This window comes from Capnocytophaga granulosa ATCC 51502 (assembly GCF_000411115.1).
Lineage (GTDB): Bacteria > Bacteroidota > Bacteroidia > Flavobacteriales > Flavobacteriaceae > Capnocytophaga > Capnocytophaga granulosa.
This window is the reverse complement of the sequence record NZ_KE150253.1, coordinates 1-20,313: the sequence shown is the minus strand read 5'-3', so window position 1 is coordinate 20,313 and position 20,313 is coordinate 1. Positions and strand designations below refer to the sequence as shown.

16 protein-coding genes, 1 rRNA gene and 2 pseudogenes are annotated in these 20,313 nt (G+C 42.1%); 11 read left to right on the top strand and 8 right to left on the bottom strand.

The annotated features are described in order from the left end of the window. Positions 1-3 precede the first annotated feature (3 nt). Both HMPREF9331_RS05040 and HMPREF9331_RS05035 read left to right on the top strand, forming a co-directional pair. Positions 4-339, top strand: a complete 336-nt coding sequence (locus HMPREF9331_RS05040; RefSeq protein ID WP_016419945.1) for a hypothetical protein — start codon at positions 4-6, stop codon at positions 337-339. A gap of 216 nt (positions 340-555) precedes the next feature. Continuing rightward, on the top strand, positions 556-792 hold the full coding sequence (locus tag HMPREF9331_RS05035; RefSeq protein WP_016419944.1) for a YgaP family membrane protein: 237 nt from the start codon (positions 556-558) through the stop codon (positions 790-792). A gap of 15 nt (positions 793-807) precedes the next feature. On the opposite strand, the gene HMPREF9331_RS05030 is transcribed toward HMPREF9331_RS05035, so the two are convergent. After that, entirely contained in the window at positions 808-1,908 is a 1,101-nt protein-coding gene (locus tag HMPREF9331_RS05030; protein WP_016419943.1) for a FlxJ family methyltransferase, read from the bottom strand. Between the two features lie 441 nt (positions 1,909-2,349). Here HMPREF9331_RS05030 and HMPREF9331_RS05025 point away from each other — a divergent pair, with 441 nt between their 5' ends. The 6 genes and pseudogenes from HMPREF9331_RS05025 to pta all read left to right on the top strand — a co-directional run. Then, a complete protein-coding gene (locus tag HMPREF9331_RS05025) occupies positions 2,350-3,720 on the top strand; it encodes an OmpA family protein (RefSeq protein ID WP_016419942.1) in 1,371 nt (456 codons plus the stop codon). Between the two features lie 175 nt (positions 3,721-3,895). After that, on the top strand, positions 3,896-5,221 hold the full coding sequence (locus HMPREF9331_RS05020; RefSeq protein WP_016419941.1) for a M16 family metallopeptidase: 1,326 nt from the start codon (positions 3,896-3,898) through the stop codon (positions 5,219-5,221). Positions 5,222-5,233: 12 nt separating this feature from the next. Then, positions 5,234-6,658, top strand: coding sequence for a M16 family metallopeptidase (locus HMPREF9331_RS05015; RefSeq protein WP_016419940.1), 1,425 nt, complete (start codon positions 5,234-5,236; stop codon positions 6,656-6,658). 130 nt (positions 6,659-6,788) lie between these two features. Next, on the top strand, positions 6,789-7,304 hold the full coding sequence (locus tag HMPREF9331_RS05010) for a DUF4136 domain-containing protein (protein WP_009642614.1): 516 nt from the start codon (positions 6,789-6,791) through the stop codon (positions 7,302-7,304). A gap of 267 nt (positions 7,305-7,571) precedes the next feature. Beyond that, positions 7,572-9,266, top strand: coding sequence for a gliding motility lipoprotein GldJ (gene gldJ / locus HMPREF9331_RS05005; RefSeq protein ID WP_452094354.1), 1,695 nt, complete (start codon positions 7,572-7,574; stop codon positions 9,264-9,266). A 259-nt stretch (positions 9,267-9,525) separates the two neighbouring features. After that, positions 9,526-10,518 (top strand): annotated as a pseudogene (pta, locus tag HMPREF9331_RS05000) (phosphate acetyltransferase); the annotation flags it as partial. 82 nt (positions 10,519-10,600) lie between these two features. On the opposite strand, the gene HMPREF9331_RS12755 reads toward pta, so the two are convergent. From HMPREF9331_RS12755 to HMPREF9331_RS04985, 4 genes are all read right to left on the bottom strand, one after another. After that, complete coding sequence (locus HMPREF9331_RS12755; RefSeq protein WP_169450066.1) at positions 10,601-11,584, bottom strand: collagen-like protein; 984 nt, start codon at positions 11,582-11,584, stop codon at positions 10,601-10,603. Then, the gene (locus tag HMPREF9331_RS13300; protein ID WP_016419936.1) at positions 11,502-12,422 is read right to left on the bottom strand and encodes a collagen-like domain-containing protein; all 921 of its coding nucleotides are present in this window, start codon (positions 12,420-12,422) and stop codon (positions 11,502-11,504) included. The genes HMPREF9331_RS12755 and HMPREF9331_RS13300 overlap by 83 nt, the downstream gene beginning before the upstream one ends. A gap of 260 nt (positions 12,423-12,682) precedes the next feature. Then, positions 12,683-13,732, bottom strand: a complete 1,050-nt coding sequence (locus HMPREF9331_RS04990; protein WP_016419935.1) for a phosphatase PAP2 family protein — start codon at positions 13,730-13,732, stop codon at positions 12,683-12,685. 13 nt (positions 13,733-13,745) lie between these two features. After that, positions 13,746-14,735 (bottom strand): aspartate-semialdehyde dehydrogenase, encoded by a 990-nt coding sequence (locus tag HMPREF9331_RS04985; protein ID WP_016419934.1) that lies wholly within the window; start codon positions 14,733-14,735, stop codon positions 13,746-13,748. 118 nt (positions 14,736-14,853) lie between these two features. Between HMPREF9331_RS04985 and rimO the strand changes: the two genes are divergently transcribed. Both rimO and HMPREF9331_RS04975 read left to right on the top strand, forming a co-directional pair. After that, positions 14,854-16,161, top strand: a complete 1,308-nt coding sequence (rimO, locus tag HMPREF9331_RS04980; protein ID WP_040357104.1) for a 30S ribosomal protein S12 methylthiotransferase RimO — start codon at positions 14,854-14,856, stop codon at positions 16,159-16,161. Between the two features lie 10 nt (positions 16,162-16,171). Continuing rightward, positions 16,172-16,939: a hypothetical protein gene (locus HMPREF9331_RS04975; protein ID WP_016419932.1), complete on the top strand. Its 768-nt coding sequence runs from the start codon at positions 16,172-16,174 to the stop codon at positions 16,937-16,939. Between the two features lie 70 nt (positions 16,940-17,009). Here the strand turns inward: HMPREF9331_RS04975 and HMPREF9331_RS04970 are convergent, their stop codons facing one another. After that, entirely contained in the window at positions 17,010-17,822 is an 813-nt protein-coding gene (locus HMPREF9331_RS04970) for a hypothetical protein (RefSeq protein ID WP_234945864.1), read from the bottom strand. A 115-nt stretch (positions 17,823-17,937) separates the two neighbouring features. Here HMPREF9331_RS04970 and brnQ point away from each other — a divergent pair, with 115 nt between their 5' ends. Then, positions 17,938-19,242, top strand: coding sequence for a branched-chain amino acid transport system II carrier protein (gene brnQ / locus HMPREF9331_RS04965; RefSeq protein WP_016419930.1), 1,305 nt, complete (start codon positions 17,938-17,940; stop codon positions 19,240-19,242). A 66-nt stretch (positions 19,243-19,308) separates the two neighbouring features. On the opposite strand, the pseudogene HMPREF9331_RS12750 reads toward brnQ, so the two are convergent. Both HMPREF9331_RS12750 and rrf read right to left on the bottom strand, forming a co-directional pair. Further along, a pseudogene (locus HMPREF9331_RS12750) lies at positions 19,309-19,828 on the bottom strand (DUF5655 domain-containing protein). 68 nt (positions 19,829-19,896) lie between these two features. Continuing rightward, positions 19,897-20,005: ribosomal RNA gene (gene rrf / locus HMPREF9331_RS04955) — 5S ribosomal RNA — on the bottom strand. Positions 20,006-20,313: the final 308 nt, after the last annotated feature.

Sequence of the window (20,313 nt, the reverse complement as noted above, 5' to 3'; positions counted from 1 at the left end):
CCTATGACAACAAAACTGATACACCCATATTTCGGTGCCTTAGACACTTGCGCTGTGGAAGGTGTAAGCGAAGATGATTCTTATGATGTGCTTTGGGAACAAGAGATTCCTTACAAAGATAGTATTATCTGGGTATCTTTCTGGTTTTCCAAAGGAGATAACCTCTTGAAAGAGCGCCTAGATGCTTTTGAAGCCTTTATAAAAAACCTACCCAAGAGAGAAGAGCAAGCAAGAAAAGCCCTTATACAATATCTGAAAGAGCACCCTGACTATTTCAATCACTTTAAGGAAAAGACAAAAAAGCTCCCTGTGATATCGAAACTTTCGTTAGTGAATTAGAGTTAGATATTATTGATTTTTGGTATCCCCAAGAGGAAGAGGCTGATGTAGATATCTATTTTGCACCTTATTATGGAGAAGATGTGGAAGAAGAGGAGGTCATCTCTATACAATTTGCCCTCTCAGGAGAAATTCTTTCTATAGATTGGGAGGAATAATTTTTTTATATAAAGTTTTTTTCATATCTTTGCCTTTCAAATAAAAACAGCTTTTCTTATGGAAAGAAATATAGGAAAGAAAGATAAGCAGATTCGCTTATTATTTGTAATGGTAGTAGCCATCTTGGGCGGATTCAAGCTCATCACCAACGATACAGTAGCCTCCATATTGGCAGTGATTTCTGTTGCCTTTATTGTTACGATCTTGCTGAACTTCTCCCCTATTTATAGGCTTTTTGGCATTAGCACTTATAAAGTGACAAATGACAAGCAACCAATGAATAATGACAAGTGACTAATGACCAATATGTCACTTGTCACTGTTGTTGGCTAATTGGCAAACGAATATACTGTGTCCTTTACCTAAATCATCATATATTTTCTCTATAGTAAGGCCTGCTTGTTCTGCGCAGCGGATCATATCTTGGGAATAGTACATCTTGCTATTGCCATTGGCCATTACCGAAAAGTAAAGACTGATTTGGGTAAGGCAATAAGAGCCTGTTTCATGCCTTTGCCTATCCCAATAGCTCTCCAATATATAGAGGCGGGTATGACTATCCATCGCTTGGGCTGCACGCCTTAGGATATGGGTTACTTGCTCAGGAGAGAAACAATCCAAGAACTGGCTCATCCAAATCACATCAAAGCCTTTGGGAAATACTACCTGTTCATCAAGAAGATTGGCAGGGTATTGCTTAATCCGCTCGGCACCCTTTTTGCCTTTAGTCGCTTTCTGCATCAGGGCGAGCTGCTGGGGTAAGTCCATAATAGTAACCTCTACTTGTCGATTATATCCTACACACTGCAATGCCCAGCGGCCTGTATTGCCTCCTACATCCAAGAGCTTTCCTACAGGGTTGGCAAAGACAATCTCCAGTGCCTCTGCAAAAGAGTTATCCGAATAATAATGGTCAAAGGCGAACCACTTCTCTTGAGCCTCTTGAGGAAGCGACGAGAGCCCCTCATAGATTGTTGGCCAATTACCAAACACCTTAAGTCCCTCTGGTTTGCCTTCCTTGAGTGCCTCCTCCATATAAAAAAGACCTTGGTAACACACCTGGTGAATAAACTCCATATTGACACGTACCGCATCGTCCTTGAGCAGAAACCAGCCTGCCTTGGTCATTAGAAAGCGATCTTCCTTGACAATCACTGTTCCTATAGAAAGAGACGCTTCCAAAAGTACCTGTACTGCATAAGGCGAAAGCTGCGTTTGCTGCGCTATCTCCTCTTGGGTGAGTCCTTCTGGATGAGCGAACAAAGCCTCCAAGATACCGAACTTCACCATAAGGCGTGATACCTGAAAGACAACAGGAGCAAAGACTATTTCATGAGCTAGGTGCTGCGCCTCTTGGGCAGAGAGCTGCTCTTGGGTGTATTGTTTGGCTACAAGCGGAGTCATTTTCATAGGGTTACATTTATGAAGTAGATTTTCCGAGCAAAAGTACATATTTTTTCAGAAGCGACCAAATTTTATTTGTCAATTTGCTAACTAGGCATTTTGCCAATTGAATCATTTATATAATTAACTAATTGTCAAACTATTATTTTCACTTTGTAAAAAAAATCAATTTTACTTTTCATATTTACAAATAAATTCCTATCTTTGCACTTCATTTAGTACTTTTCTCCAAAAGAGAAGAATTACGATTCTTAATAGGAAAACAGCCAATACAAAACCATCTCTACCTAATAAACGCAATGCTTAAAAGGTTAAAAATATATAATAACACCTTATTGCTTGTTAAATTACAGGTGGTTTAAAAAATTTATTTGCTCAATATCAAAAGAAATTGTACTTTAGCTGCGAATTTTCAAAGATTATAAATATAAATTAAATTTCAAACGTATGAAAAGAATTAAAATTTCATTAGCGTCCTTAGCATTGATAGCTACTGTAAGTTCCGTGCAAGCGCAAGATGAAAACAACAAGTGGTCAATAGGGTTTGGCGTAAACACTGTTGATATCCGCACCCCTCATGACTTTGGTAATTTTCTCAAAGACTGGGGGGGACCAAGCGACTTGAATGTGCTTCCTGCCATTACTAAACTTTCTGTAGCTCGCTACATCGGTGCTGGCTTCTCTGCTGAAGTGGACGGTTCCTTGAACAAAATCAAAAAAGGTTTTAATGGTGTAAGCCAAGATGAATCTTTCTGGAATGCAAACCTACAAGCTAAGTATGCGCTTAGAAGATTGTTTACCACTGAATCAGGATGGTTCGACCCATACCTTAAACTTGGTGGAGGTTACACTTCTTACAAGAGTGAATACTCTGAAAAAGATGGTGCTGTAAAACTTCTTGCTGGTGGTGGTATCAACTTCTGGTTCACAGATCACCTAGGTCTTAATGTACAAACTGGTTACAACCACGGTTTCCAAAAAGATGGTACCGACTATTTCCAACACTCTGCTGGTATCGTAATCAAATTTGGTGCTAAAGATACTGACAAAGATGGTATTCCTGACAAAGACGATGCTTGTCCAGATGTAGCTGGTCCTAAAGAATTCAACGGATGTCCTGATACTGATGGTGACGGTATTCCTGATAAAGATGATGATTGTCCAGATGTAGCTGGTCTTAAAGAATTCAACGGATGTCCTGATACTGACGGCGACGGTATTGCTGACAAAGACGATGCTTGTCCTGAAGTAGCTGGTCTTAAAGAATTCAACGGATGTCCTGATACTGATGGTGATGGCGTTCCTGATAAAGATGACAAATGTCCAGATGTAGCTGGTCCTGCTGAAAACGCTGGATGTCCTTGGCCTGATACCGATGGCGACGGTGTACTTGACAAAGATGACCTATGTCCTAACGAAGCTGGTCCTGCAAGCAACAATGGTTGTCCAGAACCTAACGATGATGACCAAAAACGCTTGAACCAATATGCTAAAACTATCTTGTTTGACACTGGTAAAGCTACTATTAAGTTCCAATCTGCTGAAGTATTGAACCAAATCATCAACGTTCTTAAGAAATATCCTAACAGCCGTTTCCGTATCGAAGGATACACCGATAGCACAGGTAATAAAGCTAAGAACATTACACTTTCTCAAAACAGAGCTGACGCAGTAAAAATATACCTCATCCAAGGTGGTATCGATCAAAGCCGTCTCGAATCAAAAGGTTATGGCCCTGAAAATCCTATCGCTTCTAATAAGACTAGGAAAGGTAGAGAGCTTAACCGTCGTGTAGAAATCAACCTAATAAAAAAATAGTTTGACACTTCTCTACAAAAAAGGTTACCCCAAAAAGGGTAGCCTTTTTTTATGCTCCTATGTATACCTAATATTATATGTTTTTTACACTCTTATAGGAAAAATTCCTACGAAAATATTTCCTTTTTTGAGAAAAAAAACCTATCTTTGCGTTACTTTTTTATCATTTTCATTTATGAAAAAATATTTTTTTACTTTCGGTGCCTTGTTATTGTCCTCCACTGTAGCTATGGCGCAAAAAATCAAATTTGAAGAATACGACTTGCCCAATGGGCTTCACGTAATCTTACATCAGGACAACTCGGCTCCTGTGGTTACTACCACTGTTATGTACCACGTAGGGGCCAAAGATGACCTCCCTGGCAAATCAGGCTTCGCCCACTTCTTCGAGCACTTGCTTTTTGAGGGAACTAAGAACATCCCTAGAAGTCGCTGGTTTGACATTGTTTCTTCCCATGGAGGCGACAACAACGCCTTTACCGATGTAGATAAAACCTACTACTACGAGACCCTCCCCTCCAATAGCCTACAACTTGCCCTCTGGATGGAAGCCGAACGTATGCTACACCCTGTAATTAACCAAATCGGGGTAGACACCCAGAAAGAGGTTGTCAAAGAAGAAAAACGCGAAGGTACTGACAATGTGCCTTACGGAAAAATCATCTACATGCCTGTGGTGCAAAATCACCTCTTCGACAAGCACCCCTACAAGCACCCTACCATAGGAAGTATGGAGGACTTGAACTCAGCCAAGCTCGAAGACTTTATCCACTACAATCAGCGCTATTACAACCCTAACAACGCCGTACTAGTAGTGGCTGGAGACTTCCAAAAAGATCAGGCAAAAAGCTGGATAGAAACTTACTTCGGCCCTATCCAAAACCATGTAGCCAAGCCTGTACGCAACTACACTATGGATGCTCCTATCACCCAAACCAAAAAGGTAACCGATTATGATGCCAATATCACCGCTCCTGCCAAAGTGTTGGCTTGGCGTACGCCTAAAATGACCGAGCAAGATGCCCGTGTTATGGACTTCATTCAGGCAATCTTAGCCAACGGAGAAAGCTCTCGCCTCTACAAGAAAATGGTTGAAGAGAAAAAAGAGGTGCTCCAATTCATCTCCTACACTTGTAACTACGAAGATACAGGTATTCTTATGATTGCTGCCGTAGCACAAGATGCTCCTTTGGAACAACTTACCAAGGATATGGACGAGGAAATCACACGCTTACAGAATGAGCTTATCTCTGAAAAGGAATACGAAAAGCTCCTCAACCTCTTCGAGACTACTTATGTAGCTACCAACTCCAATGTACAAGGTATCGCTTACTCCCTTGCGATGGATTACACCTTCTTCAAGGACACCAACCTTATCAATAAGGAATTGGATCTTTACCGCAAGGTAACCCGCGAAGACATTCGTCGTGTGGCCAAAAAGTACCTCAATGCAAACCAACGTTTGGAGATCGATTATCTCCCTGAAAAAAAGTCCAACTAAAAAAACACTTCCATGAAAAAAATATTTCTCTCTAGCATTGCCTTGCTTGCCCCTCTTTTCTTGTCAGCACAGATTGACCGCGACAAGATGCCTGAACCCACTCAATTGCCTTCGTTTACCTTGGGTGATCCTTATATAAAGAAGCTCCCTAATGGCCTTACCCTCATGGTAGTGGAAGACCATAAGCTCCCCCAAGTCTCCGTAAGCCTTACCCTTGACCGTCCACCTATCGATGAGACTCAGAAACCAGGGATGTATTACCTTACCTCCGAGCTTATGGGAGGAGGTTCTAAGACCATTTCCAAAGAAGCTTTCGTAGAAGAAGTCGATCGCTTAGGAGCTACTGTATATATCACTGTAGATGGAGGTTCTACCTACTCACTTACCCGCTATTTCCCCCGCGTATTAGAGCTTTTCGCTGATGCGGCTTTACACCCCAACTTCACTCAAGAGGAATTGGACAAGGCTCGCGACAAAGCTATCGCTTCTCTTAAAGCCGATGAAAACAGCGCTCAGAGCATCATCTATCGCCTTAACAGCGCTCTTACCTATGGTAAAAACCACCCTTATGGAAGTTTCTATACCGAAGAATCTCTTAAGAAGATCACTCTTGATGATATTACCAACTTCTATAAGACTTATTTCTCTCCCTCTAGCGCCTATATGGTAGTGGTAGGAGATGTAAATACTGAGGAAGTAGAAAAATTGGTTATGAAAGACTTCCATGACTGGCTTCCTGCTACTCCATTACAGCTAAGCATCCCTACCCCTCGTGATGTACAATACACCCAAGTGAACCTAGTGGATGTGCCTACTGCTGTACAAACCGAAATCAGTGCCTTCAACCTCTATCCACTTAAGATGAGCGACAAGGACTATTTCGCCGTGAGAGTACTCAACCAAATCCTCGGCGGGGACTATGGTAGTTATATCAATATCAACCTACGTGAACAGCATGGCTATACCTACGGAGCACGCTCTTACATGGGTACTAACCGCTTTACCTTGGCCAACTTCTTCGTATCAGTCAGGGTACGTAACGAAGTAGCCGCTAAGTCCGTAGTGGAAATCCTCAAGGAAATCAAGCGTATCCAAACAGAGAATGTAAGCGAGCAAAAACTCAAAGAGGTAAAAGGACAGCTTATCGGTAGCTTTGTGATGTCCACCCAATATCCTTCTACCATAGCCAACCTTGCGGTAACTCGTGAGATTCAAAACCTCCCTGCTGACTTTTATAGTAACTACATCAAGAATATAGAAGCCGTAACCGTTGCCGATGTAAAGCGTGCAGCTAACAAGTATATCAAATACAACAACTTGCGCTTTATCATCGTCGGAAAAGCAGACGAATTTGTCAAAGAATTGAAAGAACTCAAACACAATGGAAAAACCCTTCCTGTGTTCTACTATGACAAATATGCCAATAAAATCAAATAATAATGACGAGTGACTAATGACGAGTGACTAATGACAAATACCATAATAGGATTGGTCATTAGTCACTTGTCACTTGTCATTATTTTTGGTATATTTTTTGCTGTCATATTTCAAATCAAATTTTATACAAATGAAATCTTTCTTCACTTTCGCTCTATTAGGGCTATTGCTGACCTCTTGTGCCAGCATACAGGTAAGCTCAGACTTTGACAGCAAAGCACCCTTTGCCCAATACAAGACCTTTGCTTTCTTAAAAGAAGGCATTGACAAGGCAGAAATTTCTGATTTGGACAAAAAACGTATCTTGAGAAGTATCGAGAAACAAATGACTGAAAAGGGCTATACCTTATCGGAAACGCCTGATATTTTCATCAACTTCTTCACCCGCGAGCGCGAACGCCAAGATATCTACCAAAGTGTAGGCATTGGCTGGGGCTGGGGGCCTGTGTGGGGTAGTACCGTACAGGTGGCACCTACCGCTACCGAAGGTATCCTCTTTATAGATATTATTGACGGCAAACAAAAAGACCTTGTCTGGCAAGGCAAAGGCGCAGGTATCCTCTCCGAACGCGCCAACAAAGACGAACAAATAGACAAGTTTGTCAGCGAGATCCTTAAACAGTATCCGCCCAAAGTCAATGACTAGTGACTAATGACTAGTGACTAACGACTAGTGATTAATGACTGATTGTTGCATTAGTATGCAGTTTTCAAGTGTTAAATACAGTTAATGCTATTGGTGAAATTTCACATAATCACCCCCTGTTGATAGCGCAACCCCTTGTATTTAAAGGGAAAAGTGCGTTAAAAAAGAAGTTATCAACAAATGAAAAAAAATAAAAAAATGCTTTTTGTCTCAAAAAAAAGTAGTAACTTGCGCCAAAATTGAACAATTAGAAAATTTTATTTAGAAATGGACATGCAAAGTTTAAAAAGACCTATGTTAGCCTCTCTTTTAGCGGCAACGTTCCTTGTGAGCTGTGGCAGTAAAAATGGTGGTGACAAAAACACTTCTAGTGCTACAGGTTGGAAAATCAATGCTAAAGAAGGTGGCTTTCAATACAACACAAATTTCAAAGAGCAAGTAACTGGACCTGGATTGGTATTCATAGAAGGGGGTACCTTTACTATGGGTAAAGTACAGGACGACGTGATGCATGACTGGAATAACACTCCTAGCCAACAGCACGTACAATCCTTCTATATGGATGAGACAGAGGTTACTAACAAGATGTACATGGAGTACCTTGACTGGCTTAAACAAGTATTCCCGCCTGAGGATAAGGACGGACACTATAAGAATATCTACTTAGGTGCACTGCCTGATACCCTTGTATGGAGAAGCCCTTTGAGTGCCAACGAAACCATGGTTACCGACTACTTGCGTCACCCTGCCTTTGCTAACTACCCTGTAGTGGGTGTAAGCTGGGTACAGGCTGTGCAATTCAGCTCTTGGCGTACCAACCGTGTGAATGAGGCAATCCTCGAACAAGACGGATATATCCAAAAAGGTTCTCGCTACCAAGTAGATGCTGAAAGTACTTTTAGTACTGATACTTACTTAAATACTCCTGAAAACTCTTATGGTAGAAAGGTAACTGAGTTCGCTGGTAAAAAAGCTACCAACAAGGACGGCAATACAACCTATGCAAAACAGACCGAAGGTATTCTCCTTCCTGAATATCGTCTCCCTACCGAAGCCGAATGGGAATACGCAGCCAAATCGCTTAATGGTATCCGTGAATACAACAGTATCCGTGGACGTAAGAAATATCCTTGGGCTGGTCGCTATACTCGTAACGGACGTCGTTCTGTAATGGGTAACCAAATGGCTAACTTCAAGCAAGGCCAAGGGGACTACGGCGGACTTGCTGGATGGAGCGAAGATAGCGGTGATATCACCTCTGCTGTAAAAACATTTGAACCTAATGACTTTGGCTTGTATGATATGGCTGGTAATGTAGCCGAATGGGTAGCCGATATATATCGCCCTCGTGTAGATGACGAACTTAGTGACTTCAACTACTTCCGTGGTAACGTGTATACAAAGAACAAAATCGGCGAAGATGGTAAGTTTGTTGTAATTGATGCACAAACCATCACTTACGATACCCTTAGCAACGGACGTATCTACGCTAAAAACCTTCCTGGACAATTGGCCAAGGTAGCCGTAGACGAGAACGAAACCTATCTCCGTTATAACTTTAACACCGCTGATAACCGTAACTTCCGTGATGGAGACCGCGTATCAAGCAAGGAGTATGCGAAACTTACTCGTGAGAGAACTGAGGTAAGTTTTGATTCACTCAATGCTAGCCAAAGAGCCAACGTATCTCGTACTATGTATAACTCACCTAACCAAAAGGTTATTCCTGATGGACAAGGAGGTATCGTAAAAGTATATGACCGCTCTAATGATCGTACTACCCTTGTGGATGACGAATCTCGCGTGTTCAAAGGAGGTTCTTGGAAAGACCGTGCTTACTATATAGACCCAGCACAACGTCGCTTCCTCCCTCAGTATAGCGCTACTGACTACATCGGATTCCGCTGTGCTATGAGCCGTGTAGGTAGTAAATCTAAGAAAGGTAAAACTTCCAGAGGATAATATAAATAAAATTTTCAATTCCATAGATAAAAAGCTGCCCAAAAGGCAGCTTTTTTAGTGACTAACGATTAGTGATTAATGACTAACGACTAGTGACTAACGACTAGTGATTGGTGATTAATGTGAAACTCAAAACTAAAAATTCAAAACTAAAAACTAAAAAAACTTCTTTACTTTTCTTTGAAAAAGTCGTATCTTTGTGGTTTGGAAATTCATTTAAAAAAACACTATAATCATGAGCACATCTGTAAGTTCCGATACTTCTAAGAAGTTTCAAAATTACATGGTAGAAACGGCTAAAAAACTACAAAAACGCATCGTACTTCCCGAAGGTGAAGACAAGCGTATCCTTTCAGCAGCGGCAAAACTCGCCGAAGACGGATTGGCTTACCTTACCATTCTTGGAGAACAAAACCAAGTGCTTGCCCGCGTAGACGAATTAGGCCTTAATTGGACTCCTGAACGTATCCAAATTATCTCTCCTAAGAAAAGTCCTAACTATGAGGCTTATTGGAAGAAACTCTACGAAATTCGCAAGGAAAAAGGCATGACTGAGCAGCAAGCGCAAGAGCTTATGCTGGATGTCTCTTACTTCGGTACCATGATGGTATTCATGGGTGATGCCGACGGAATGGTTTCAGGTGCGGTAAACTCTACTGCCCACACCATTCGCCCTTCTTTACAGTTTGTCAAAACTAAGAAAGGGGTAAAGACTGTTTCTTCTGTCTTCTTTATGATCTTGCCTGATCGTGTATTGGTATATGGTGACTGTGCAGTAGTACCTAAGCCTACCGCTGAGCAATTGGCTGAAATCGCGATCACCTCTGCCGAGTCCGCCAAGGCTTTCGGTATAGAGCCTAAAGTAGCTCTTCTCTCCTACTCTTCTGGTACTTCTGGAAGTGGAGAGGACGTAGACAAAGTACGCGAAGCCACTGAGCTGGTAAAGGCACAACGCCCAGACCTACTCGTAGAAGGCCCTATCCAATACGATGCAGCGGTAGATGCTACCGTTGCCAAACAAAAGATGCCAGATTCTCCTGTTGCTGGCCAAGCTACTGTACTTATCTTCCCTGACCTCAATGCAGGAAACATCACTTATAAGGCCGTACAGAGAGAAACACACTCTATCGCTATAGGCCCTATGCTACAAGGCTTGCGTAAGCCAGTGAATGACCTTAGCCGTGGGGCTACCGTAGCGGATATTTACAATACAGTACTTATCACTGCTATCCAAGCAGGAATGCAAGAATAATTTGTTTTTTTTATCATGTTACACAAAGAGAGAGGCTGCCCGTGGGGCAGCCTCTCTCGACATATACAATATCAACAATGTACTATTGAATAACAATAGACTTTATGATACTCTCATAATTACTATAAGAACTCTTATTTTTGCTCTTATAACTATCGGCAGAGCCATAAGGCACATAAATAACATTAAGAGTAACACCTTGGAAAGCAGCTTGCATTCCTGCCTTATTAATCTCAAAACCTACAGGATTTTCTAAGGTAAGAGTTCGTAAAGCAGTACAGCCTAAGAAAGTACGCTTTCCAAAACTACTGATTCCTTTTGGAATAGTAATTGTTTTAAGTTTGGTACAATTCGTAAAGGCCTGTTCTCCCAAATTAGTTACTGTCTCTGGAATATTTATATATTGCAAGTTAGAACAAGCATCGAAAGCTCCTTTCCCAATCGTAATAAGCCCGTCGGGAAGTTCTATTCTCCTTAGTCTAGTACACTTAGAGAAAGTAAAAATCCCTAATTCAGTTACCTTATCCCCAACAATAATAGTAGAAAGATCATAATCAGCTTCTCTATCATCAAAAGCATTATTTGCTATTTTTTCTACTTCGCTAAGTTTAGGATCTGCATTCATGTCTATATAGCGAGTTTTCTTATTAAGCCATTTTACTAAGATTTTCCCATCTTCGCTAAGTTCATAATCTACAGTAGCTCTAGGAGCTCCTGTCAAGGAAATCCCTGTAGTAGGCCATCCTGAAGCTGTTTTAGGTCCATAGAATATCTTGGCATCCTTATCTATAAAATAATCTCCTACTACACCATCAGAGGCTTGGGGAGCACGATTTTCAGCTAATATCTTGGAACCATCAGCACCATTTTGACCATTTTCACCATTACGTCCTGGATCACCTTTTTCACCCCGTGCAGGCTTCCCTGTATCACGGTCATCTACCCACCAGTTGCCATTAGGTCCTATATAGGGAGTAAAACCATTATTGCCATCGCGCCCATTCGCTCCTGGAATACCTCTTTCTCCCTTGCTCTCCACGAGCAGGCTTACCTGTATCTCGGTCACCTACCCACCAGTTACCGTTGTCTCCAATACGTGGTATAGCTCCATCACGTCCATTTTGCCCATCTCGTCCATCTTGACCTTTTTGCCCTTGAGTACCACGAGCAGGCTTACCAGTATCTTCATTTCCTATCCACCAATTACCATTGTCACCAATGCGTGGAGTGGTTCCATTCTGACCATCACGCCCAGGTTGGCCATCTTGACCTTTTTGTCCTTGAGCACCTTGTGCTTTTACACCTAAGTCAGTATTGCCTACCCACCAGTTGCCATTGTCTCCAATGCGTGGCGTAGCTCCATTTTGACCATCGCGCCCAGGTTGTCCATCTTGACCTTTCTGCCCTGGGGCACCTTGTGCTTTTACACCTAAGTCAGTATTACCTACCCACCAATTACCATTCTCTCCTATACGTGGAGTAGCTCCATTTTGACCATCGCGACCAGGTTGGCCATCTTGACCTTTCTGCCCTGGGGCACCTTGTGCTTTTACACCTAAGTCGGTATTACCTACCCACCAGTTGCCATTGTCCCCAATGCGTGGTGTAGCTCCATTAGTACCATTGGTACCGTCCTTACCATCCTTACCATCTTTACCAGGCAACCCTTTGAGGTCAAGAGAGGGTTCGCCCCATGCTCCTTGAGTTTTAGGACCATAGAGTTTGGCATTTGTTAAATCTAAATAATAATCTCCGTCCTCTCCCTTGCCATTGTCTGGCTGGCCTTGCCCTGAGAGTATAGGGCGACTTTGAGAGACAATCTTCTCGCGAATTACCTCCGCTTCCTTACTACAGCTAGCAATTAACACACTCGCTACCAATAGCGTAGACAAATACTTTCTCATTGTTTTATAATTTATATCTATAATTGTTTATTTCGGGCGCAAAGATACGATTTTCTATTTATTTAAAAAAATTAACTTTTCAACAAAAATCAGTGGTTAGTTGTTAGCTTCTAACCACTCATCACTAAAATACGGCTACTGCACGTACAGGAGAACCTGTGGCTTTTCTCCAGTGAGGAAAAGCAATAGCGATGACAGTTCCTGTAGCAGGACATTGGTCTAAGTTTGCCATATTTATGCCTTTCGTCCCTACAACAAGACTAAAAACTTAGCACTACCCCATATAGAGGGGTGCCATCCCAAGCAGTAGAGCTGGAGAGGTTCCACTGATATTTCTGAGCAGTTTTGAACCGATAATCGGAGGTTTCAATACGTGATTTGGCAATATTCTTCCCAATGAGATACCCCATAAAGAGTGCCACAGGATAGTCCGAAGCCCAATGTACTTTGCTCTGCATCATCTCAAAGGACATGAGCGCCAAAGCGGTATAGCTTACAGGCTTGATCCACTTGTAGTCCTTATAGTTCTCTGCCAATACGGTAACAGCTGCCATGGCTGTGGTCAGGTGTCCCGAAGGCATAGCATCGTAGCGGGAGGTGTTGCGCTGGTACTCCGCTATGCTGGGAGCAAACCTCCAAGAACTATGCCAATTTCCTTCTCTTTCAGTAATAAATGGACTTTCCCTGCCTGTGAGCCGCTTGATAGGTTGTACAAATACGCCCGTAACGAGTATACTCTCAATGAGTTGCATTGCGGTACTCTTAGCCCTATAATCATCGGTAATCAGTCCATAGGTAGCCAATCCCCCACTGATAATGATAAAGGTAGTACCATTACCTATGAAATACAAGGCCGAATTGACATCGGCTGGGACGATCTTGAGGAAACCCAATTTCTTATAAGTATGCGCCTCATTTAGTCCCATGCTTTCACCAAAACTACGGCTCTCTCGTATCAGCCAAGGGTCGGCAGGAATAAGAGCAGCAGTAGCTCCCAATGCCGAAAGCCCATACGGATAATAAGGCTTAGCCACAAAATCCTTGAGGGTATTAAGGGCATTGCGGGGCGCCTTATTAACCAAATCCCAAAGCTTTGGTTTTTGATAGGTAAAATAGAGATCTGGTTCTATCTGATAATGAGCCCCATCGATTTCTTTAGGTATCCAATTTTCGTCTACAGGGATGGTATCAGACAAAGTACCCACCACGGCCTCCTGTGCGGTTATGGTATTGATACAGAGAAGAGAGAAGAATAAAAGGAGAGTAAGGGCGAATTGACATTCGCCCTTACGTTGTTTGTTATTAGTCATTGGTCGTTTGTCACTATTTAAGGATTCCCTTTTTGATAAGCGCTTCAGCAATCTGGATGGTGTTAGTGGCAGCCCCTTTACGGAGGTTATCTGCTACCACCCATAGGTTGAGGGTCTTAGGCTGAGACTCATCGCGACGTACACGACCTACAAACACCTCGTCCTTGCCATGTACATAGATGGGCATAGGGTAGGTATTGGTATCGGTATTGTCTTGCAAGACTACCCCTGGGGCATGTGCCAAGAGCTTGCGCACCTCAGCCAAATCGTACTCTTGCTCAAACTCCACATTGACTGACTCACTATGCCCCCCCACTACAGGAATACGTACTGCGGTAGCGGTAACTTGTATGGAGTCATCGGCGAAGATTTTTTTAGTTTCTCTAACCAATTTCATTTCCTCCTTGGTATAGCCATTTTCCTCAAACACATCGCAGTGAGGAATGGCATTTTTATGGATTGGATAGTGGTACGCCATAGGCCCTTCTATGCCTTGGTATTCGTTTTCCAACTGCTTTACGGCTTTCACCCCTGTTCCTGTGATAGACTGATAGGTAGAGACCACAATACGCTTGATACCAAATTTGCGCAAAGGCGCCAAAGCCACGAGCATCTGGATCGTAGAGCAGTTCGGATTGGCAATAATCTTATCCTCTGCGGTAAGCACATCGGCATTGATTTCAGGGATCACAAGCTTCTTAGTCGGATCCATACGCCAAGCGGAGGAGTTATCCACCACTACAGTACCCACTTGGGCAAACTTGGGTGCCCATTCCTTGGAGGTATCGCCCCCTGCGGAAAACAAAGCCACATCGGGCTTGAGGGAGATGGCTTGGGTCATACCCACTACTTTATATTCCTTCCCCTTGAAGGTAATAGTTTTTCCTACCGATTTCTCGGAGGCTACAGGAATGAGTTCTGTTACTGGAAAATTGCGCTCGGCCAAGACTTCCAGCATCACATTGCCTACCAGTCCGGTAGCGCCTACTACGGCTACTTTCATAATATTTCTTTTTTATGTATAATCAGGCAAAAGTAGGAATTTTTTCTCTGACAAACAAAATATTTCTTTTATTCTTTTAAAAGATGTAATTTTGCACCCTCAAACAAGCAACAACATCATGCGGACAAAATCCATCAAACAAAATAAAATCAATGTCGTTACCTTAGGGTGCTCTAAGAATGTATATGATAGTGAGGTACTTATGGGACAACTCAAGGCCAGTGGCAAGGAGGTAGTACATGAAGACAAAGGAAACATCGTGGTAATCAACACCTGCGGCTTTATCAATAATGCCAAAGAAGAAAGTATCAACACCATTCTGGAATATATCCAAAAGAAAGAGGAAGGCCTTGTGGATAAGGTTTTTGTTATGGGCTGTCTCTCAGAGCGTTACAAACCTGATTTACAGAAAGAAATACCCGATGTGGATCAGTATTTTGGTACCACAGAACTCCCTGCCCTGCTCAAGGTATTGGGTGCCGACTACAAGCACGAGCTCATAGGCGAACGCCTAACGACTACCCCTAAGAATTACGCCTACCTAAAGGTATCCGAGGGTTGCGATCGCCCTTGTAGCTTCTGTGCCATTCCCCTGATGCGCGGCAGCCACAAGAGTACCTCTATAGAGAATTTGGTCGTAGAGGCTGAAAAACTGGCCAAAAAAGGGGTTAAAGAGTTGATTCTTATCGCACAGGACGTCACTTACTATGGTTTAGACCTATATGGCGAACGCAAATTGGCCGACCTACTCCGCGCCTTGGTCAAGGTAGAGGGGATAGAGTGGATTCGTATTCACTATGCTTTCCCCACTGGTTTCCCTAAGGACGTGCTTACTGTGATGAAAGAGGAGCCTAAGATATGCAAATACTTAGATATTCCACTCCAGCACATTGCCGACCCTATCCTCAAGAGTATGAAGCGCGGCACCACCCAAGCCAAAACTACCCAGCTGCTCAAGGACTTCCGCGAAGCTATGCCTGAAATAGCCATTCGTACCACGCTAATTGTAGGCTATCCAAACGAGACAGAAGAAGATTTTGAACTGCTTAAGGAGTTTGTTCGCCAGATGCGTTTTGAGCGTTTGGGCTGTTTTACTTATAGCCATGAAGAGAATACGGCTGCCTATGAGCTGGAAGACAATATCCCTGAAGAAGAAAAGCAACGCCGTGCCTCCGAGATTATGGAGATACAATCCCAAATCTCTTGGGAACTCAACCAAGCCAAGGTAGGCAAGACTTTCCGTTGCCTTATTGACCGCAAAGAGGGACAGTACTTTGTAGGTCGTACCGAGTACGACTCCCCCGATGTGGATAACGAAGTCCTTATAGATGCTGCCAAGCACTATGTAAAAATAGGCGACTTTGCCGACATCTTAATTACAGAAGCTACCGATTTTGACCTATACGGGGAACCCGTTAAAAGGTAAAAAGTAGAGAATGAAAAAACTATTGTCCTTCATACTATTACTGCTTATACTTTTGAGCAGTTGTAGGCCTACAAGAGAGGCACCCATAAATGAGGAGCCTACTCTTTTTAGTAGGTTGGGGGATAGTGAGTATTGGAGGAAGCAATACTCGGAGGCACTTTGGAAGAAGCGAGAGGCAGAGTGCTTACAAGATTTTTATGAGAAACCCTTAATTGATGAGCAGGATATAGCTCTTTTACAACCCTTTATCAAGCAGTGGTTAGACTTCTATCAGCTTGACCTTCGTCAGGCACGACTTACTCGTACAGAAGCGCATGTTCCTATCAATGCAGGGCAAGATAAGGAGAGTCTCTATTACCACCCTTTTGAGGCAGCAGATGATGTAGGTGATGATCTCTGTAACCTCTATTCTCCTGATAAGATGCGCTATGTCAATGAGTACAAAGGGTGTGAGATCTCCGATGGCAAACTTTCTTTTAACATGGACGACAGCCAGAACATCAACCTTACTGATCGAAGGCTGCGTCACCATACCATGATCCTCTTTTTAGGTTCGCTTGAGGTTTCTCATGATGTGTTTTGGAAGGATAACGATGTCTTTGCTATTGTTGGCTATTCAGAGGCTACCCTTAACGAATACTATATCTACCTTTTTGATATAAAAAATAGCCTTGTCAAGAATTATGAAATCCTTGACAATGGCTATACGCCTACTACTTACTACCCCTCCAATACTATCAAGAAAGCAATAGCTAAGGGCTATATATATAATGACTAGTGACTAGTGACTAGTAACTAGTTATTAGTCGTTAGTCATTAGTCACTATTAAAGTCTTCCGCTGTATAATCTAAAAATAGTCCAATCCTATAACCGTTTGATACTCTTCGGGGAGCTTAGTCAGGCGTATTTCTTTTTCCTTGGTAAAGCCATAAAGATTCCTACCCTTTAGAAATGTTTTTCCTTTAGTGGCTACATCGGGGAGGATATATTCCAAAGTATCCAACTCCTCTCCACGCCAACGATATTTGTACAGCTCCACATGACCAGGCCAGCCATAACCTATCCCACGAATAAGATGCTCCTTAGGATAAAAGGTTGGGTTTATCAGTTCTATATAGGAAAGTTGTCCCTCCTTTTTCTCTGGGGAAAGGTAGAGGTGATAAATATCTCTTCTGCAACAACCCGAAGAAGGATAGAATCTCAGTACAAAATCTTTGACCTTATCTCCATTGGCATCAAAGATAGTATCACTTGGGTCGGCCCGTAAAGGAAGAGTCTCCGAGACTTTCTCCCTTACTGTACCTTTATCAAGGTCATACAGGTTTATCAAAGCCTCTGCTTGATCAAATGCATGAATAACCGCATAATAAGCCCCTTCAGTATATTTTCCCATCTTAATAGTAACCCCGATAGGAGCGTACCCCTCTTCTGCTGTATCAAAATCATAGGTATATTCCCCCTCCTTCCCATAAAGAGAATCTCTTATTTTCTGGAGCGCATCTGTCATGGCTTCCTTTAGGCGGCGTTCGTCTACATTCTCAGTGTCTTTCACTACAACAAGTGTATCAGAAACATTCTCTGTGGAAAGCTCCTTTTGCTGCTTCGCGGAAGAAAGACACCCTATAAGCATAAGAGAAAGGAAAAAGTAGCTATATTTCATAAGATAGACAGAAAAAATAATATGCCGACAAATATACAAAAAAAATTTCAGCAAACGTGATTTATTCATGATTTTTTTGTAATTTTACGGCCGTTTTTATGTATTACGTATTTTTATGGATAAAAAGAAATTTTTGACCCTCACCACCACTGGGTTCGCTCTTTTTGCAATGTTTTTCGGGGCAGGTAACTTAGTGATTCCCCCCTATATAGGACTGAAGATGGGAGCGGCCAGTGGCGCGGCCTTTGTAGGCTTTTTCCTTTCTGGCATCTTTATCCCTTTCTTAGCGGTGCTGATGGTCAGCTCCGTAGGTACCACTTTCAGCGACTTAGGCAAGCGATTTCCTGCGCCTTTTGTCAATAGTTTGGTAGTGCTGACCATCGTGGTTTTTGGCCCTATTGTATGCGTACCTCGCTCAGGCTCCACCACTTATGAGGTAGCGATAGAGCCTTTCTTTCCTATGATAGGCAAGATCGCCTTTGGAGCAATCTTCTTTGCCATCACCCTATTTTTGGCCTTATCTCGTTCCAAATTGGTAGATATCATAGGGCGTTGGCTCACCCCTATACTATTCCTTTCGCTGATTGTCCTCATCGTAGAAGGCACTATGAATGCTCCCAAGGGGCTTACCGACAATGGAGTAGGGTTCAAAGAGGCTTTTACCTTTGGTTTCTCCACAGGTTACCTTACTTTGGACGTGCTTTCAGGGGTGATTTTCTCAGGGCTGATTATTTCATCTATTATACAGAAAGGTTATAGTTCAGAACGACAAAAACGAGAGATTACCATTCTTTCGGGTATCATTGCCGCAGGGTGCTTGATATTTATTTATGGAGGTCTGCTGTATCTAGGGGCTACTTCCGATGTAGTTGCAGGAGAGAATGTGAAGTATATAGATATCCTCAAGCACATAGCCCACAATGGTTTGGGTAGCTATGGAGCGGTTATTATTTCGGTAGCAGTAGCTTTCGCCTGCCTAACTACAGCTGTGGCTATTGTCTCTGCTATGGGGGCGATATTTGAGACTCTTAGTCACGGACGTATTCCTTACCGCTGGGGTGTATGGGCATGCTGTATTGTATCCTTTGTACTCTCCATCCAAAGTGTAGATGAGATCATCCACTATGCGGGTTATATCCTTGATTTCGTATATCCTATCACCATAGCCCTGACGCTCTTTATGCTCTTATTCGGCAAGCGGGTAAAGGCAAAAGCTCCTTATATCATAGGCGTGAGTTTTACAGCGGTTTTTTCAGCGATATTTGTTATAGGTAACCTTGTAGGCAGCGAAACTCTCAAATCCATACAAATGAGCCTTCCTTTAGCTCAATACCATATAGAATGGCTGTTGCCTGCTTTTGCTGTATTCGGAATCACTTATTTAGTGAAAAGTGAAAAACGAAAAGTGATTAATGATTAAACCAATAATAATTAATAATTAGTAAAGGTCAAGGAGAGGTTCTCTTTGGCCTTTTTTGATGACAAATTATAATCCCTGCTTTATAAGACTCATTACATATTCCAAGTGTTTGGTATCAGAGACTACTATCTGATAATCTCCATTACCAAAATGCCCCTTATTAGCCACATTTTCGGTCATTTTTTTAGGATCATCTAATTCTCCTTCCTTCATGTTGATACTTATTCTTAATCCCTTACTCTGAATCTGAATATCTGCAACATTTCTTTTGTCTATTTTAAATCCTATCCAGTGTTTCTTAGGAACAACTACAATTTCTGGAGAAAGATTTAAAATAGCCTGCTTGAAATCATTACAGAGTTCTATCACCTCGCTTATATTCTATAATAACAAAAGCTCCGTTTTCTATATCAAAAGCGAGTGTATCTATACGCTGATTTTGAATAGAAAACTCTGACTTTACCAACTCTAATCCTGTTATTTGAAACAAATTCTTTTCAAATAATTGCTGTATCTCCTTTTCTAACTTAAAAGGAACTTTTCTGAGGTCTAACAAAGAGGATTTGTTATCTTGAAACAATAGCATCTTCAATAATGATTAATGATATGACAAAAAACCGAACTATCCTTTTACGAATAATTCGGTTCTTGTAAAGAAGGCGGCGACATACTCTCCCACAAATTGCAGTACCATCTGCGCTAAAAGGTTTAACTTCTCTGTTCGGAATGGTAAGAGGTGAGACCTTTCGCTTTAACCACCTTAAATTTTTAGTGATTAGTGAAAAACTAATAGTGAATAGTTCTTCAACACACTTGTATTTTAAAGTAAAGTAGCTTAAGCGTGTAGAGAATAACTTCTCTCTCTTCACTGTTCACTCTTCACTTAATTGACAACATTGGATAAGACACCAAACTAATGGTTAACTACTAGTGACTAATGACTAATTACTAACAACTAATCACTAACCACTGAAAAAAGAATTTCGTACAATAAGTCTTCGGGTTATTAGTATCACTCGGCTTTGATGTTACCACCTTTACACCTGTAACCTATCAACGTGGTCATCTACC